Annotated in this window: 16 protein-coding genes; 10 read left to right on the forward strand and 6 right to left on the reverse strand. The window is 64.3% G+C overall.

Annotated elements, in window-relative coordinates; all coding sequences use genetic code 11:
• Positions 1 to 40: 40 nt before the first annotated feature.
• From fabB to AC1MEK_RS12840, 3 genes are all read right to left on the reverse strand, one after another.
• Positions 41 to 1,261: a beta-ketoacyl-ACP synthase I gene (fabB, locus tag AC1MEK_RS12830; protein WP_480396655.1), complete on the reverse strand. Its 1,221-nt coding sequence runs from the start codon at positions 1,259 to 1,261 to the stop codon at positions 41 to 43.
• Between the two features lie 10 nt (positions 1,262 to 1,271).
• Positions 1,272 to 1,787 carry a 3-hydroxyacyl-[acyl-carrier-protein] dehydratase FabA gene (gene fabA / locus AC1MEK_RS12835; protein WP_480396656.1) on the reverse strand — a complete coding sequence of 172 codons (516 nt, stop codon included), beginning with the start codon at positions 1,785 to 1,787 and terminating at the stop codon, positions 1,272 to 1,274.
• A 197-nt stretch (positions 1,788 to 1,984) separates the two neighbouring features.
• Positions 1,985 to 3,910, reverse strand: a complete 1,926-nt coding sequence (locus tag AC1MEK_RS12840) for a response regulator (RefSeq protein ID WP_480396657.1) — start codon at positions 3,908 to 3,910, stop codon at positions 1,985 to 1,987.
• A gap of 283 nt (positions 3,911 to 4,193) precedes the next feature.
• Here AC1MEK_RS12840 and AC1MEK_RS12845 point away from each other — a divergent pair, with 283 nt between their 5' ends.
• The 8 genes from AC1MEK_RS12845 to AC1MEK_RS12880 all read left to right on the forward strand — a co-directional run bounded on the left by AC1MEK_RS12845 (position 4,194) and on the right by AC1MEK_RS12880 (position 10,560).
• Positions 4,194 to 5,219 (forward strand): NAD(P)H-dependent glycerol-3-phosphate dehydrogenase, encoded by a 1,026-nt coding sequence (locus AC1MEK_RS12845; protein ID WP_480396658.1) that lies wholly within the window; start codon positions 4,194 to 4,196, stop codon positions 5,217 to 5,219.
• Between the two features lie 21 nt (positions 5,220 to 5,240).
• Positions 5,241 to 5,585, forward strand: coding sequence for a DUF4389 domain-containing protein (locus AC1MEK_RS12850; RefSeq protein WP_480396659.1), 345 nt, complete (start codon positions 5,241 to 5,243; stop codon positions 5,583 to 5,585).
• A complete protein-coding gene (gene sixA / locus AC1MEK_RS12855) occupies positions 5,582 to 6,040 on the forward strand; it encodes a phosphohistidine phosphatase SixA (protein ID WP_480396660.1) in 459 nt (152 codons plus the stop codon). Before AC1MEK_RS12850 ends, sixA begins: the two co-directional genes overlap by 4 nt.
• Before the next feature lie 154 nt (positions 6,041 to 6,194).
• Positions 6,195 to 6,638, forward strand: a complete 444-nt coding sequence (locus AC1MEK_RS12860; protein WP_480396661.1) for a hotdog fold thioesterase — start codon at positions 6,195 to 6,197, stop codon at positions 6,636 to 6,638.
• A gap of 116 nt (positions 6,639 to 6,754) precedes the next feature.
• Positions 6,755 to 7,588 carry an alpha/beta fold hydrolase gene (locus AC1MEK_RS12865; RefSeq protein ID WP_480396662.1) on the forward strand — a complete coding sequence of 278 codons (834 nt, stop codon included), beginning with the start codon at positions 6,755 to 6,757 and terminating at the stop codon, positions 7,586 to 7,588.
• Entirely contained in the window at positions 7,585 to 8,439 is an 855-nt protein-coding gene (locus AC1MEK_RS12870; protein WP_480396663.1) for an alpha/beta hydrolase, read from the forward strand. The genes AC1MEK_RS12865 and AC1MEK_RS12870 overlap by 4 nt, the downstream gene beginning before the upstream one ends.
• Positions 8,440 to 8,577: 138 nt before the next feature.
• Positions 8,578 to 9,408 carry a DUF4892 domain-containing protein gene (locus AC1MEK_RS12875; protein ID WP_480396664.1) on the forward strand — a complete coding sequence of 277 codons (831 nt, stop codon included), beginning with the start codon at positions 8,578 to 8,580 and terminating at the stop codon, positions 9,406 to 9,408.
• Between the two features lie 99 nt (positions 9,409 to 9,507).
• Positions 9,508 to 10,560 carry an AI-2E family transporter gene (locus AC1MEK_RS12880; RefSeq protein WP_480396665.1) on the forward strand — a complete coding sequence of 351 codons (1,053 nt, stop codon included), beginning with the start codon at positions 9,508 to 9,510 and terminating at the stop codon, positions 10,558 to 10,560.
• A gap of 55 nt (positions 10,561 to 10,615) precedes the next feature.
• Here the strand turns inward: AC1MEK_RS12880 and xopAW are convergent, their stop codons facing one another.
• The 3 genes from xopAW to AC1MEK_RS12895 form a co-directional block, all read right to left on the reverse strand.
• Positions 10,616 to 11,371: a XopAW family type III secretion system calcium-binding effector gene (gene xopAW / locus AC1MEK_RS12885; protein WP_480396666.1), complete on the reverse strand. Its 756-nt coding sequence runs from the start codon at positions 11,369 to 11,371 to the stop codon at positions 10,616 to 10,618.
• Between the two features lie 300 nt (positions 11,372 to 11,671).
• Positions 11,672 to 12,772, reverse strand: coding sequence for a sensor histidine kinase (locus tag AC1MEK_RS12890; protein WP_480396667.1), 1,101 nt, complete (start codon positions 12,770 to 12,772; stop codon positions 11,672 to 11,674).
• Positions 12,769 to 13,521: a response regulator gene (locus tag AC1MEK_RS12895; protein ID WP_480396668.1), complete on the reverse strand. Its 753-nt coding sequence runs from the start codon at positions 13,519 to 13,521 to the stop codon at positions 12,769 to 12,771. Before AC1MEK_RS12895 ends, AC1MEK_RS12890 begins: the two co-directional genes overlap by 4 nt.
• Positions 13,522 to 13,955: 434 nt before the next feature.
• Between AC1MEK_RS12895 and kdpF the strand changes: the two genes are divergently transcribed.
• Positions 13,956 to 14,051, forward strand: a complete 96-nt coding sequence (kdpF, locus tag AC1MEK_RS12900; protein ID WP_037009437.1) for a K(+)-transporting ATPase subunit F — start codon at positions 13,956 to 13,958, stop codon at positions 14,049 to 14,051.
• A 5-nt stretch (positions 14,052 to 14,056) separates the two neighbouring features.
• Positions 14,057 to 15,751, forward strand: coding sequence for a potassium-transporting ATPase subunit KdpA (gene kdpA / locus AC1MEK_RS12905; protein ID WP_480396669.1), 1,695 nt, complete (start codon positions 14,057 to 14,059; stop codon positions 15,749 to 15,751).
• Positions 15,752 to 15,753 lie beyond the last annotated feature (2 nt).

Consider the following 15,753-nt stretch of genomic DNA (forward strand, 5'->3'; position numbering starts at 1 on the left):
GCGCTCCGAAGAGCGCCTTTTCTTTACCGCCAGGACCGTATTACTTGCCGGTCCAGCGCTTCATTACCAGGGTGGCGTTGGTGCCGCCGAAGCCGAAGCTGTTGCTCATGACCAGGTTGAGCTCGGTGTTTTCGCGAGTCTGGGTCAGGATCGGCAGATCCGCCACTTCCGGGTCCAGTTCGTCGATGTTCGCCGAACCTGCCATGAAGTTGCCTTCCATCATCAGCATGCAATAGATCGCTTCGTGAACGCCGGCGGCGCCCAGGGAGTGACCCGACAGGCTCTTGGTGGAGCTGATCGCCGGCGCGTCGGCGCCGAACACTTCACGCACGCCTTTCATTTCCGCGACGTCGCCGACCGGGGTCGAGGTGCCGTGGGTGTTCAGGTAGTCGATCTTGCCGTCGACGGTGGACAGCGCCTGCTGCATGCAGCGGATGGCGCCTTCGCCGCTTGGCGCGACCATGTCGTAGCCGTCGGAAGTGGCGCCGTAGCCGACCAGTTCCGCGTAGATCTTCGCGCCGCGGGCCAGAGCGTGCTCCAGTTCCTCGACCACGACCATGCCGCCACCACCGGCGATGACGAAGCCATCACGGTCGTTGTCGTAGGCACGGGAAGCCTTTTCAGGGCTGTCGTTGCGCTTGCTGGACAGGGCGCCCATGGCGTCGAACAGGAACGACTGGCTCCAGTGCTCTTCTTCACCGCCGCCGGCGAACACGACGTCCTGCTTGCCCATCTGGATCTGTTCCATGGCGGTACCGATGCAGTGGGCACTGGTGGCGCAAGCCGAAGCGATGGAGTAGTTCAGGCCCTTGATCTTGAACGGGGTGGCCAGGCACGCCGACACGGTGCTGCTCATGGTGCGGGTCACGCGGTATGGGCCAACACGCTTGACGCCTTTCTCGCGCAGGATGTCCAGCGCTTCCATCTGGTTCAGGGTCGAAGCGCCGCCGGAGCCGGCGATCAGGCCGGTGCGCGGGTTGGACACCTGCTCTTCGGTCAGGCCCGAGTCCTTGACTGCGTCCTGCATCGCCAGATAGGCGTAGGCAGCAGCGTGACCGACGAAGCGGTAGATCTTGCGGTCGATCAGCTCTTCGAGGTTCAGGTCGATGGAGCCGGAAACCTGGCTGCGCAGGCCCATTTCCTTGTATTCCGGATTGAAGCGGATACCAGGGCGGCTCTTACGCAGGTTTTCGGAGACGGTCTCTTTGTCATTGCCCAAGCAGGAAACAATGCCTAGACCCGTGATAACGACGCGGCGCATGCGAATACCCTTAGAAATCGTCAGTGGAGGTGAACACGCCGACGCGAAGGCCTTCGGCGGTGTAGATTTCGCGACCGTCCACGGTGACCGAACCGTCGGCAATGGCCAGGTTCAGCTTGCCCTTGAGGACGCGCTTGATATGAATGTTGTAGGTGACCTTCTTGGCGGTCGGCAGGACCTGGCCGAAGAATTTGACTTCGCCCGAACCCAGCGCACGGCCGCGGCCCGGCAGGCCTTGCCAGCCCAGGAAGAAACCGACCAGTTGCCACATCGCATCCAGGCCCAGGCAGCCCGGCATCACCGGATCGTCTTCGAAATGGCAGCCGAAGAACCACAGGTCCGGGGTGATATCCAGCTCGGCGACCAATTCACCTTTGTTGTACTTGCCGCCTTCTTCGCTGATTTTGACGATCCGGTCGATCATCAGCATGTTGGGGGCGGGCAGTTGCGCATTACCTGGGCCGAACAGCTCGCCGCGACTGCAGCGCAACAGATCTTCCCGGGTAAAGGCGTTTTGTTTGGTCATGCGAGCTCCTCGATAATCCTGTGCGGCATACGTACCTCTGACCAGCGGGTCATCCCTCGGCTGGCAGCCTACTCATAGACTATTGCGTTGTAATGAAAGTCACAGCACAGGCGAAATGAATGCACACCTGTGCACTGAAATTGTCCGTTCGCACGCATCTGCGGATCGATCACGGCACACAAGACTGCCGCAATTTATCATTTATCGCCAGTCACAGATGGCTTAAAGGTCAGCCAGCGCTGCAAAACCTGCTGCAGATCAGTGCGTTTGAAGGGTTTGGCCAGGTAGTCATTCATCCCCGCCTGCAGGCAGATTTCCCGGTCCCCGTGGCGGGCGTTGGCGGTCAGCGCGACGATGGGCAGGGTATCGAGCCCCGGCAACTGGCGGATTCTGCGGGTCGCTTCATAGCCGTCCATGACCGGCAGGCGGCAGTCCATCAGCACCAGCGCGAATTTTTCCTTGCTGGCCATGCTGACCGCTTCGGCGCCATCACCGGCCACGCTCACCTGCAATCCGAGGCTGCGCAGCATGGCTTCGACCACTGTGCGGTTGACCGGGTTGTCCTCCACCAGCAGCACGCAGCCTTCGCGCTCCTGCGACAATTCGCCCACTGCGCCCGGCTGTGGCTTGGGTTCTTCCTGCTGCATCACTTGCAGCGGGATTTGCAGCGTGAACACCGAGCCCAGCCCCTCGCTGCTCTGGGCATTGAGGGTTCCGCCCATGCGCTCGGCCAGATTGCGCGCGATGGGCAGGCCCAGGCCGGTGCCGCCGTAACGTCTGGAAATGGAATTGTCGGCCTGCTGAAACGCGTCGAACATCGATTCCACCAGATCCGGCGAAATGCCGATGCCGCTGTCGCGCACCGCACAGGTGAACAGAATCTGCTGGGCGTCCTGCTGCTGCCAGGTGGTTTCGACCCGCACGCTGCCGAACTCGGTGAATTTCAGCGCGTTGCCGATCAGGTTGACCAGAATCTGCCGGATGCGCGTCGGGTCGCCCTTGACCCGCAGCAGCTCCAGCCCCGGCGTTAAATCGACTTCCAGCGTCAGACCACGCTGTTGCGCGTTGTGGGCAAAGGCCTGGACCGAGGTGGAAATCAGCTCGGCGAGGTTGAAGGCAATGTTCTCAAGCTCCATCGCATCCCGCTCGAAGCGCGAGAAGTCGAGAATATCGTTGATGACCCGCAGCAGATGCCCGGTGGACTCGCTGGCCAGCGCCGCATATTCGGCCTGTTCCTCGGTCATTTTGGTGGTTTCCATCAACTGCAGCATGCCCAGTACGCCATTCATCGGCGTGCGCAGTTCGTGGCTCATCATCGCCAGGAATTCCGACTTGGCGCTGTTGGCGCGCTCGGCTTCTTCCCGGGTGCGGATCAGCTCGTCCATGGCCTTTTTCTGTTCGCGGCTGGCTTTCTCCAGCCCCAGCGCCAGGTTGTTGATGTGCCGCGCCAGGTCACCCAGTTCCGCGTCGTCCGCCACCGGCAGCGGCACTGTGTAGTCGCCATGCTGGATGGCCTTGACCGCATCGCTCATGGCGCTGATCGGCTGGGACAGGCTCAAGGACAGGCGCCGCGCCAGAATGTAGGTAAACAGCAGGGCGAAGAGAGCGAGGATGCCGGCCTTGAGCAGGATTTCCTGCTCGCGCAGGTTGAAGGCCTCGCTGGACATGCCCACCAGCACGCGGCCCAGATAGTCCTCGACCGGGACGCTGGCGAGATCGTCGATGTCCTGTTCAGGCGTGTCCTTGGGGTTGACCTGCTGCAGGCGGATGGGCGCCTGGAACACCTCGATCTGCCGGGCATGGCCGGCCTCGACGGGTTGCTCGACATGCACCAGCACCGTGCCGTTGCTGTCCTGTACTTCGAGGAAGCGCACGTGGGGCGTGCTCATGGTGGCTTTCATCAGCCGCTCCAGCACGTCGTCGTTGCCCACGATCACGCCGTATTCGGAGGCTGGAGCCAGCTGGTTGGCGATCAGTTGGCCGGTATGGGTCAGCTCCTGGCGCAGGTCCTGGATGCGCACCACGGTAAAAAAGCTGATCAGCAGCAGTGTCAGCAGCAGGGCGGGGCCCAGGCTGAGGATCTGGGTGCGTGTGCTGATGTTCCAGCAACGTTGTGCCGTCATGGCATGATTCCGGTCGTCATGGGTGATTCGTTCGCCAGTGTGGGGGCAAGGCCGGTTTCATCGAGCACAGTCTCGTCAGCAAGCGTGCTAACGATAGCTCATGGGCGGCGCCGCGGAATTTTCATCTGGGGCGCGCATCTTAACCGAGTCGTAGGGCATTTCCTTGTGAAAGGTAGGGTTTGGCCTTGATGCATTCACGGTCGTGTTTTCCCGCTGGTGGCGAGCACGGCGCTCCGTATAATGCTGCCATCGCCAGTTCTGATGGCTCTAGATGGATTGTTTTATGACCCAACAGCAACCGATCGCAGTGCTGGGTGGCGGCAGCTTCGGAACCGCCGTGGCCAACCTGCTGGCGCAGAATGGTCACCGCGTGTTGCAGTGGATGCGTGACCCCGAACAGGCCGAGGCCATCCGCGTCAATCGCGAGAACCCGCGTTACCTCAAGGGCATCAAGGTGCTGGACGGGGTCGAGCCGGTCACCGACCTGCAACAGGCATTGAGCGCGAGCCAACTGGTTTTCGTCGCCTTGCCGTCCAGTGCCCTGCGCAGCGTTCTGACGCCCCATGTCGAGTTGCTGACCGGCAAGATGCTGGTGAGCCTGACCAAGGGCATCGAAGCCCAGACCTTCAAGCTGATGAGCGAGATCCTCGAAGACATCGCCCCCAAGGCGCGCATCGGCGTGCTTTCCGGGCCTAACCTGGCGCGGGAAATCGCCGAACACGCGCTGACCGCCACGGTGGTGGCCAGCGAAGACGAAGCGCTGTGCCAGCATGTGCAGAGCGTGCTGCACGGGCGCACCTTCCGTGTCTACGCCAGCGCCGACCGCTTCGGCGTGGAGCTGGGCGGGGCGCTGAAGAACGTCTACGCGATCATCTCCGGCATGGCAGTGGCGCTGGGCATGGGCGAGAACACCAAGAGCATGCTGATCACCCGCGCCCTGGCGGAAATGACCCGCTTCGCGGTCAGCCAGGGCGCCAACCCGATGACCTTCCTGGGCCTGGCCGGAGTGGGCGATCTGATCGTCACCTGTTCCTCGCCCAAGAGCCGCAACTATCAGGTCGGTTTTGCCCTGGGCCAGGGCCTGAGCCTGGACGAGGCGGTGACCCGTCTGGGCGAGGTCGCCGAAGGCGTCAACACGCTCAAGGTGCTCAAGGCTCGCGCCCAGGAAGCGCAGGTCTACATGCCGTTGGTGGCCGGGCTGCATGCGATCCTGTTCGAAGGCCGCACGCTGGAGCAGGTCATCGAACTGCTGATGCGCGCCGAACCGAAGACCGACGTCGACTTCATTTCCACCAGCGATTTCAACTGATTCCAGATCCGGGAGACGCTCTTGAACGAGTCCAAAATCAAGCAACACGAATCGATCCTGCTGCGCATCCTCTGGATGCTGGTGTTCCTGGTGATCTGGCAGGTCGCGGAAATCGTCCTGGCGGTGGTGGTGCTGGTGCAACTGGCCTACCGCCTGTTCTACGGCGCGCCGAGCCTGAGCCTGATGTCGTTCGGTGACAGCCTGAGCCAGTTCCTGGCACAGATCGGCCGTTTCGGCACCTTTCACACCGACCAGAAGCCCTGGCCGTTTGGTGACTGGCCGACGCCGCGCGCGCCAGAAGGCGAAGCGCCGCACTCGGTGCCTGCGACCGAGCACCCGGTGCGCGACGAGGAACCGAAGCTATGAAGTTGTGGATTCTGCGTCACGGTGAAGCCCAGAACCGCGCGCGCACCGACGCCGAGCGCGAGCTGACCGACAACGGTCGCCAGGAAGTACTCGCCAGCGCGGCGCACCTGTTGGGCCAGCCGTTGCGTTTCATCATCGCCAGCCCCTACGTGCGGGCGCAGCAGACTGCAGAGCTGGTGCGTCAGGCGCTGGGCTTTGCCGAATCGGTGGTCACCGTGCCTTGGCTGACCCCGGACAGCGACCCGCGCAAGGTGCTGGACAACCTGGACCTCTACGCCGCGGACGATGTACTGCTGGTCAGCCATCAGCCGCTGGTGGGCACGCTGATCGGCCTTGCGGTGCACGGCAATCTGCAACAGGCCCAGCCGATGCACACCGCAAGCCTTGCCGAGCTTGAAGGCGATTTCCCGCTGGCCGGGGCGATGAGCCTGATCGGGGTGCGGCATTGCGGGTGAGCCTCCCCTTAGAACGGTGTAGGAGCGCGCTTGCCCGCGATTGCGATCTATCTGCGACAGATATGTTGCCTGACACCACGCCATCGCGGGCAAGCGCGCTCCTACAATGACCCATCGAACTCCAATCCGACTCTCTAACAACAAGGACGAAAAAATGAGCCTGTGGCGCGAAACCCCCAACCTCGAAGCCCTCAACGCCATGCAGAAAAACACCATCGGTGAGCTGCTGGATATCCGCTTCGAGTCCTTCGACGACAACTCCCTGACCGCCAGCATGGCCGTCGATCATCGCACCCATCAGCCCTACGGCCTGCTCCATGGCGGCGCCTCGGTGGTGCTGGCCGAGACCGTGGGTTCGAGTGCCAGCTACCTGGCCATCGACACCAGCAAGTACTTCTGCGTCGGTATCGAAGTCAACGCCAACCATTTGCGCGGCCTGCGCAGCGGGCGGGTGACGGCGGTGGCGCACCCGGTGCACATCGGCCGCACCACACACGTCTGGGACATCCGCCTGACCAGCGACGACGGCAAGGCCAGCTGCATTTCCCGCCTGACCGTCGCGGTCGTGCCCCATGGTGAGCAGCCGCCAGCGCGTTGATCCCGGCTTTTACAGGGTGACCGGAGTGTCATCCCCGATGGCATTTCCGGTCATTGCCGCTGCCCAGGCCCGGTGCGCACAATTGAGGCCTGATCAAGGTTTCTGGATGCACCGGCATGACCCAACCCGTTTTTTTCGCTCACGCCAATGGCTTTCCTTCGGCCACCTACGGCAAGTTGTTCGCCGCGCTGGGTGATGAGTACGAAATCGTCCACCTGGGCCAGCACGCCCACGATCCGCGTTTTCCGGTGACCGACAACTGGCCCAATCTGGTCGATGAGCTGATTCATCACCTGAGTCAGCAGCCCGCGCCGGTCTGGGGCGTGGGGCATTCTCTGGGTGGCGTGCTGCACTATCACGCGGCGCTGCGCCATCCGGAGCTGTACCGCGGCGTGGTGATGCTCGATTCGCCAGTGCTCACGCGCTTCGATCAATGGATGATCCGCGCGGCCAAGCGCTTCGGTTTTATCGACCGCATCACGCCGGCGGGGCGCACCCTGGGGCGTCGCGAAGTGTTCAGTGATCTGGACGCTGCCCGGCACTATTTTTCCGGCAAGAGCCTGTTCCGTCGTTTCGATCCTGAATGCTTCGAAGCCTATCTGCTGCACGGCCTGCAAGCCGATGGCGAGCAACTGCGCCTGCGTTTCGACCCGGCCACCGAAATCAGCATCTACCGTAGCGTGCCCCACACCAGCCCCGGCATGGCCCGTCATCTGCGGGTTCCGCTGGCCATGGTGCGCGGCGAGCACAGCGATGTGGTGCGCCGCCATCATGCGATGTCGGTGAAAAGCATGCGCGAAGGCGAGTATCTTTCGGTACCGGGCGGGCACATGTTCCCGCTCGAACACCCCGAGGACACCGCGCAGATGCTCAAGAACCTGTTTTCCCGCTGGGCCGCCAGGGCCCGGAGTGCCAACGATCATCAGGGCAGCCAGCGAGCGCGCGCATGAGTTGTTCGGTCGAAGAAATCCGCTTGAGCCTGCCGCACATCGAACTGGCCGCGCATCTATTCGGCCCCGAGGATGGCCTGCCGGTGATCGCCTTGCACGGCTGGCTGGACAACGCCAACAGCTTTGTCCGGCTGGCGCCCAGGCTGGGCGGCCTGCGCATTCTGGCGCTGGACATGGCCGGGCACGGGCATTCCGATCATCGCCCGCCGGGCGCCGGATATGGCTTGCCCGATTACGCCCACGACGTGCTGCAAGTGGCGCAGCAGATGGGCTGGGAGAAGTTTTCCCTGCTCGGGCATTCACTGGGGGCGATCGTCTCGGTGATCCTCGCCGGTGCCGTGCCCGAGCGCATCAACCGGCTGGCGCTGATCGACGGCCTGATTCCGCCGCTGGGCGAGCCTGAGGCCGCCGCCGAGCGCATGGGCGCTGCACTGCAGGCGCAACTGAGCCAGTTCGACAAGCGTAAGCCGGTGTATCCGGACATGGACCGCGCCGTGCAGGCGCGCATGCGCGGCATGGTCGCGGTCAGTCGCGAGGCGGCGGAACTCTTGGCCCAGCGCGGCCTGATGCCGGTGCCCGGCGGCTATACCTGGCGCAGCGACAGCCGCCTGACCCTGGCCTCGCCGACCCGCCTGACCCGCGCCCAGGCCATGTCGTTCGTCAATGCCGTGCGCTGCCCGGCGCACCTGGTGGTGGCCGAGGAGGGCATGCTCGCGCAGAACAAGGAGCTGCTGGCCAGCGTGCCGTTCGAGGTGACGCTCCTGCCGGGCGGGCACCATCTGCACCTGAATGACGAGGCCGGTACACACGCTGTTGCAGACTGTTTCAATCGGTTCTTCGCCGTTTCTTGACTTGCGCGGCGCAACTGCCGAGGCTGAGCGGGTTGAAACAGGAGACTGCCGGATGGACCACCGCTCGAACCCCGCTTGCCCGCCTTTGCACAGACCGCACGCCGCTGCGGTCTTTGTCTGCCCGCCGAAGAACGCCCCATGAACCGGCCTTTGCGCATTGCCCGTGCGTTCGGTCTGCTGCTGTGCCTGAGCGGCGCTGCCAGCGTCAGCCACGCCGCCGACGTGGCGGGCAGTCAGGATTTCTCCATCGTCCCGCGTCCGGTGGATGCCGAAATCATCGATTACAAACCCGGCGCCGAACTCGAACGCATCTACCCCATGGGCTCGATCCGCAAGATCAGCGGCCAGCTGCGTTTCGACGGCCAGGTGGCGGCCCGCGGCAATGCTGCGTCCGTGACCTACCAACTGCCACCCGAGCGTTCCGCCGACGAGGCCTTCACCGCCGCCCGCGAAGCGCTGCAAAAGCAGGGCGCGCAATTGTTGTTCTGGTGCCAGGCCCGCGATTGTGGCGAAAGCAGCCTGTGGGCCAATGAAGTGTTCGGCAACGCCCGCCTGTATGGCGCCGACAACGGACAGGCCTATCTGCTGTTGCGCCTGGCCGAACCTGCCAACGACACGCTGGTGGCGCTGTACAGCATCACCCGCGGCAATCGCCGGGCGCTGTTGCACGTCGAGCAGTTCCAGGCCAACGCGCCGCTGGGTGAGCTGCTGCCCACGTCCGCCACCTTGCTGCGTGAGCTGAAAACCAGTGGCGACCTGGACTTGCCCATGCTCGGCGGCGAACCGGCGCAGCCCTGGATCACCTTGTTGTCGCGCGGGCTGAATCTGGACAGCACGCTGCGGGTGACGCTGTCCGGTGCGCAGAGCGAGGCCTGGCGTCAGGCGCTGGTCAACGCCGGCGTGCGTGCCGCGCGCCTTGAGGTCGGCAGCACGCAAACCCGTGGGCTGGCCATCGAACTCATTCGCTGATCCAGGCTCTATGCTTGGCGTTGCGACTCATGCCTGGGCGAGCCTGCGGGTTCGCCCTCGTGCTTGAACCTTCTCGACTTCTTTGCTGCGGACTGACCGATGCTCAATAACGACCGCCTGTTGGTGCAGATTCTCCTGCTGGCCCTGCTGGGTGCCTGCTTGTGGGTAATGGCGCCGTTCTGGTCGGCGCTGTTCTGGGGAGCGGTGCTGGCCTTTGCCAGCTGGCCGCTGATGCGCCTGTTGACCCGCGCGCTGAACGGCCGCGAATCACTGGCTGCGAGCATCCTGACCGTGGGCTGGATGGTGCTGGTGCTGGCGCCGCTGGTCTGGCTGGGTTTCAACCTGGCCGATCACGTGCGCGACGCCACGGCGTTCGTCCGCGATGTGCAGGTGGACGGGTTGCCCGACCCGCCGAGCTGGTTGGGCAGCATCCCGTTCGTCGGCGGCCGGCTGGTGGGCTACTGGACGACGATCGATCAGCAGGGCGCGGCGATGCTGGCCAGCGTGCGACCCTATCTGGGGCAGGTCGGCAACTGGCTGCTGGCCCGCAGCGCACAGATCGGCGGCGGCATGCTGGAGCTGACGTTGAGTCTGGTGTTCGTGTTTTTCTTCTATCGCGACGGGCCCAGGCTCGCGGCCTTCGTGCTCAGCCTGCTGGAACGGCTGATCGGCGACAAGGCGCAGTACTACGTCGATCTGGTCGCCGGTACGGTGCAGCGGGTGGTCAACGGGGTGATCGGCACGGCAGCGGCCCAGGCGATCCTGGCACTGATCGGTTTTCTCATCGCCGGTGTGCCGGGGGCGCTGGTGCTGGGGATCGGCACCTTCCTGCTCAGCCTGGTGCCCATGGGCCCGCCGCTGATCTGGATTCCGGCCACGGCGTGGCTGGCCTGGAAGGGCGAATACGGAATGGCGGTGTTTCTCGGCCTGTGGGGCACGTTCATCGTCAGCGGCGTGGACAACGTGCTCAAGCCCTACCTGATCAGCCGCGGCGGCAACCTGCCGCTGGTGATCGTGCTGCTGGGGGTGTTCGGCGGCTTGCTGGCCTTCGGCTTCATCGGCCTGTTCATCGGCCCGACCTTGCTGGCGGTGGCCTACAGCCTGCTGCTGGACTGGGTCGCCGACAGCCGCGCCAGGCAACTGCCCAAATAGAGCAGATGGCGATACTTGACCGCCGTCAGGCCATGCCCGGCGGCGGTCTTTTGCGTCAGGCGGAAATGCTCAGGTACTTGCCCGCCGTTGCGCCGCTGTTGAGGTTGTAACTGTTGCTGATGGCCGCCACCATGCGGTTCAGCGCCTCGGTGGCCTGGGTGGTGGTGTTCGAGTCGCTGTTGTTGCTGCTGGCCTGCAGCGCCGAGGTCAGTTCCGACTCGGTGATGCTGCCGTCGCTATCGGCGTCCAGGCTGCTGAACAGATCACTGGCGCTCTGGGTCGACGACGGTGGCGGTGGAGGCGGCTGCTGGGTCTGCAGGCTGGCGGTCAGTTCGTCGAGGCTGACGGTGCCGTCCTTGTTGGTGTCCAGCGCATCGAACACTTTTGTGCTGTCGGCGCTGCTGTCGGTGCTGCTGAGGGCTGCGGTCAGTTCGTCGCTGCTGACGCTGCCATCGCCGTCGGTGTCCAGCGCGCTGAGCAGGTCCTGCGCCTCGTCGGCGGCCGAGCCTGCGTCCATCTGAATGGGCGGTGGCGGCGGTGGGGTCATGGCGGCCAGTTCGTCGGCGTCCAGGCTGTCATCGTCGTTGCTGTCCAGATCGCCGAACGCCTTGCTCAGGCTGACGGTGATGCCGTCCTTGGCGTCGGAAGACAAGGCCGAGCTCAGCTCGTCCTTGTCGATGCTGCCGTCGCCATTGGTGTCGAGTTTCTTGAGCAGGTCCTCGGCAAACTTCTTGCTGTTGCCGGTGGCGCTGGTGCTGCTGGTGCTGGAATAGCCGGTGTAACTGCTGCTGGAGCTGATGCCTGAGATCATCGGACTGCCTCCTTTCGGATGAGTAGAGCCGGCTCGGTTTACCGGCTTGTGCAGCCTCGGGGCTGAGGGTGTCCAGCGTATGTGGATTGTGTAACGCGGGGCTTACGCGTCGGCCGGGGCATCTGATCCTTATCGATACCTTGAAGCCTGACACCTCTGTGGGAGTGAGCTTGCTCACGAAAGCGCATTACCTTGGGCAGGAAATTCGGCGTATTGACCGGCCGTTTCGTGAGCAAGCTCACTCCCACAGAAATGGGCGGCGTCTGCGATGCGCGGTGTGACGGGACGAACAGGCTGGGCTCAGACCCGGGGCAAATCGAGCACGGCGGTCAACCCGCCGCCCGGGGTTTCTTCCAGGCGCAGATCGCCGCCCATGCGTCGGGCGGCTTCGCGGGCGATGGTCATGCCGATGCCGACGCCGCCGGAATTGCGGTTGCGTGAACCTTCGACCCGATAAAACGGCTCGAACACCGCCTCGCGCAGGTTTTCCGGGATGCCGGGGCCGGTGTCGATCACCCGCACCAGCAGGCGCTCGCTGGAGTCTTCCATCACCACACGCGCGTGTCCTGCATAACGCAGGGCGTTGTCGATCAGGTTGTGCAGGCAGGAGCGCAGGGCCATGGGTTGGGATTTGAACGGGCGGCAACTGCCACTTGCTTGTACGTCGTCGCCGTTGTCCTGGGCGTTTTCGGTCAGCGATTCGATCAGCGCCTGCACGTCGAAATATTGCAGGGCTTCACTGGTGCGCTGCTCGTTCAGGTAGGTCAGGGTGGCGTCGAGCATGGCGATCATGTCGTTCAGATCCTGGGTCATCTGCCCGTGCAGCTTGGGCTCCTCGATCTGTTCGACCCGCAGCTTCAGCCGCGCCAGCGGCGTGCGCAGGTCATGGGAGACCGCCGCCAGCATGCGCCCGCGTTGCTGCACCTGTTCGCGAATGCGCTCCTGCATCAGGTTGAAGGTCAGCGCCGCCTGGCGCGCTTCACGTGGGCCGTCGACGATCAGCGGCTGGCTGTCGAGGTTTTCGCTCAGGCGCTCGGCGGCATCGCTCATGCGCTTGATCGGCCGGCTCAGGGCCTTGGCGCCGAACCAGGCGGCGATCACCAGGCTGATCAGCTGGAACAGCAGCGGAATCACCGGAATGCCCAGCATCGGCGGGCGCCCCGGCGGCGGTGGCGGCGGACGCAGGGCGTCCATCGCGATGTCGGACAACGAGTCATCCGCTTGATGCTGCGCTCCAGGCGCAGGTCGGGTCGCTTCCTGGCGCTGCTCGTAGGCAGGCGGAGGCGGCATTTTCGGTCCGTAGTAGTGAAACCAGACGAACGCCAACAGGTGGGCCAGCACAATGGCCAGCAGCGCGCCGCCGAACAGGCGGGCGAAGAGGGTGTCGGCCGAGCGGATCAACCAATATCCCTGGCGTCGAACATATAGCCTTCGCCACGTACGGTCTTGATCAGTTGCGGGGACTTGGGATCGTCACCCAGTTTCTGGCGCAGGCGCGAGACCAGCAGGTCGATGCTGCGGTCGAAGGCTTCGATGGAGCGCCCGCGGGCGGCGTCGAGCAATTGTTCGCGGTTCAGGACCCGGCGCGGGCGTTCGAGGAACACGCGCAGCAGGCGGAATTCGGCGTTGGACAGCGGCACCACCAGGCCGTCGGGCGCGGTCAGCTGGCGCAGCACGCTGTTCAGGCGCCAGTTGTCGAAGCGCAGAGTGGTGCGCTCTTCGGTGCGGTCGTCACGCACGCGGCGCAGGATGGTCTGGATGCGGGCCACCAGTTCGCGCGGCTCGAACGGCTTGGCCATGTAGTCGTCGGCGCCCAGTTCCAGGCCGATGATGCGGTCGGTAGGTTCGCAGCGGGCGGTCAGCATCAGGATCGGGATGTCCGAGGTGCTGCGCAGCCAGCGGCACAGCGACAGGCCGTCTTCGCCGGGCAGCATCAGGTCCAGCACCACCACGTCATAGGTTTCGTCGGCCAGGGCCTGACGCATCGCGTTACCGTCGGTCACGCCGGTGCTCTGGATGTTGAAGCGGGCCAGGTAATCGCACAGCAGCTCGCGAATCGGCACGTCGTCATCGACGATCAGCGCGCGGGTGCTCCAGCGACGCTCTTCGGCCGGCGCGTTGGCGGGGTTGCTGTCAGGGGTTGTTTGCATGTTGCTGCCGCCATGTGATGCCGCCGGGGAGGGCCGCGGATGAGGAACGACCTCGCCATGCTACTTCGCTGGCGAGCGGGGCGGAAGGGTGATGGTGCGAGGTGTCGGCGCAATGTCTTGAATGTATCAAGAAAGCTACAAGAGGCAAGTTTCGATCGGCAGGCCTCAAACCGCGAGACTTGCTATGTCGCGACCTGCTTCTGGCCAAAGGCCGTGGGAGCCGGCTTGCTGGCGAATGCGGTGTGTCAGACACCGATGCAGTGAATGGCATACCGCATTCGCCAGCAAGCCGGCTCCCACAGGGATCGGCGTGAGCTTTAGAGCGTTTTTACGCTTTCTTTATGCGCGACGGCGGCTCTCGGTCTCGTTCCTTTACACCCCTCATGAAGACAATTCCTGCACACGGCAATCGCCGTATGACGGAGAGTGTTTCGATGAGCGTTCTGGATGGGGTGTCACTGCTGTTGGCGGCAGGGTTGTTCGTGTACTTGCTGGTGGCGCTGCTGCGCGCCGGTCGGGTCGAGGAGTGACGGCCATGCACGGTTACGACTATCTGCTGATTCTGGCCTTCTTCGCGCTGGTGCTCTTGCCCGCGCCGTTGCTGGGCCGCTTCTATTACAAGGTCATGGAAGGCGAGCGCACCTGGCTGAGCCCGGTGATGGGGCCGGTGGAGCGCATCTGTTATCGGCTGTCGGGCGTCGACCCTGCGGTGGAGCAGAACTGGAAGACCTACACCCTGGCCCTGCTGGCGTTCAACCTGGCGGGGTTTGTCGTGTTGTTCGCGATCCTGCTGTTTCAGGGCGCGCTGCCGCTCAACCCTCAGGGCTTGCCGGGGATGGAGTGGTCGCTGGCGTTCAACACGGCGATGAGCTTCGTCACCAACACCAACTGGCAGAGCTACAGCGGCGAGGCGTCGCTCAGCTACCTGAGCCAGATGGCCGGCCTGACCGTGCAGAACTTCGTCAGTGCCGCCACCGGTATCGCGGTGCTGGTCGCGTTCTGTCGCGGCATCGGCCGGCGTTCGACGCAGCACCTGGGCAACTTCTGGGCCGACATGACCCGCGCCACCCTCTACGGCCTGCTGCCGCTGTGCATCGTGCTGGCGCTGCTGCTGGTCTGGCAGGGCGTGCCGCAAACCTTCGCCCACTATGTTGACGCGGTCACCCTGCAAGGCGCTGACCAGTCCATTCCCCTGGGCCCGGCCGCCAGCCAGATCGCGATCAAGCAACTGGGCACCAACGGCGGCGGCTTCTTCGGCGTCAACTCGGCGCACCCGTTCGAGAACCCCACGGCCTGGAGCAACCTGCTGGAGCTGGTCTCGATCATCCTGATTCCGGTGGCGCTGGTGTTCACTTTCGGCCACTACGTCAAGGACATGCGCCAGAGCCGCGCGATCATCGCCTGCATGCTGGTGCTGTTCCTGATCGGCGGCGCCACCGCGCTGTGGGCCGAGTACCAGCCCAATCCGGCGCTGAACATCGCCGGCGTCGAGCAGACCGCGCCGATGGAAGGCAAGGAAACCCGCTTTGGCACCACCGCCACCGTGCTGTGGGCGACCACCACCACGGCGGCGTCCAACGGCTCGGTCAACGGCATGCACGACAGCCTCAACCCGCTCAGCGGCATGATCGCACTGGCCAACATGATGGTCGGCGAGGTGATCTTCGGCGGCGTCGGCGCGGGCCTCTACGGCATGTTGCTGAACGTGCTGATCGCGGTGTTCCTGGCCGGCCTGATGATTGGCCGTACCCCGGAGTACCTGGGCAAGAAGCTGCAGGCCCGGGAAGTGAAGCTGCTGGTTGCGACCCTGATCGTGATGCCGGTGGGCGTGCTGGTGTTCGGCGCGCTGGCGGCCTCCTTGCCAGGCCCTGCGGGTGCGGTGAGCAACCCCGGCGCCCATGGCTTCAGCCAGCTGCTTTACACCTACACCTCGGCCACGGCCAACAACGGCTCGGCGTTCGGCGGCTTCAGTGCCAACACCCTGTTCCACAACCTGATGCTGAGCCTGTCGATGTTCATCGGCCGCTTCGGCTACATCCTGCCGGTGCTGGCGCTGGCGGGCAGTCTGGCGGCGAAGAAGACTGCGCCGCTGGGCCTGAACAGCTTCCCGACCCACGGCCCGCTGTTCGTCACCCTGCTGACGGTGACCATCCTGCTGGTGGGCGGCCTGACTTTCCTGCCGACCCTGGCCCTGGGGCCGATTGCCGAACATCTGAGCCTGGGTTTCTGAGG

Source organism: Pseudomonas sp. 2 (assembly GCF_056627435.1).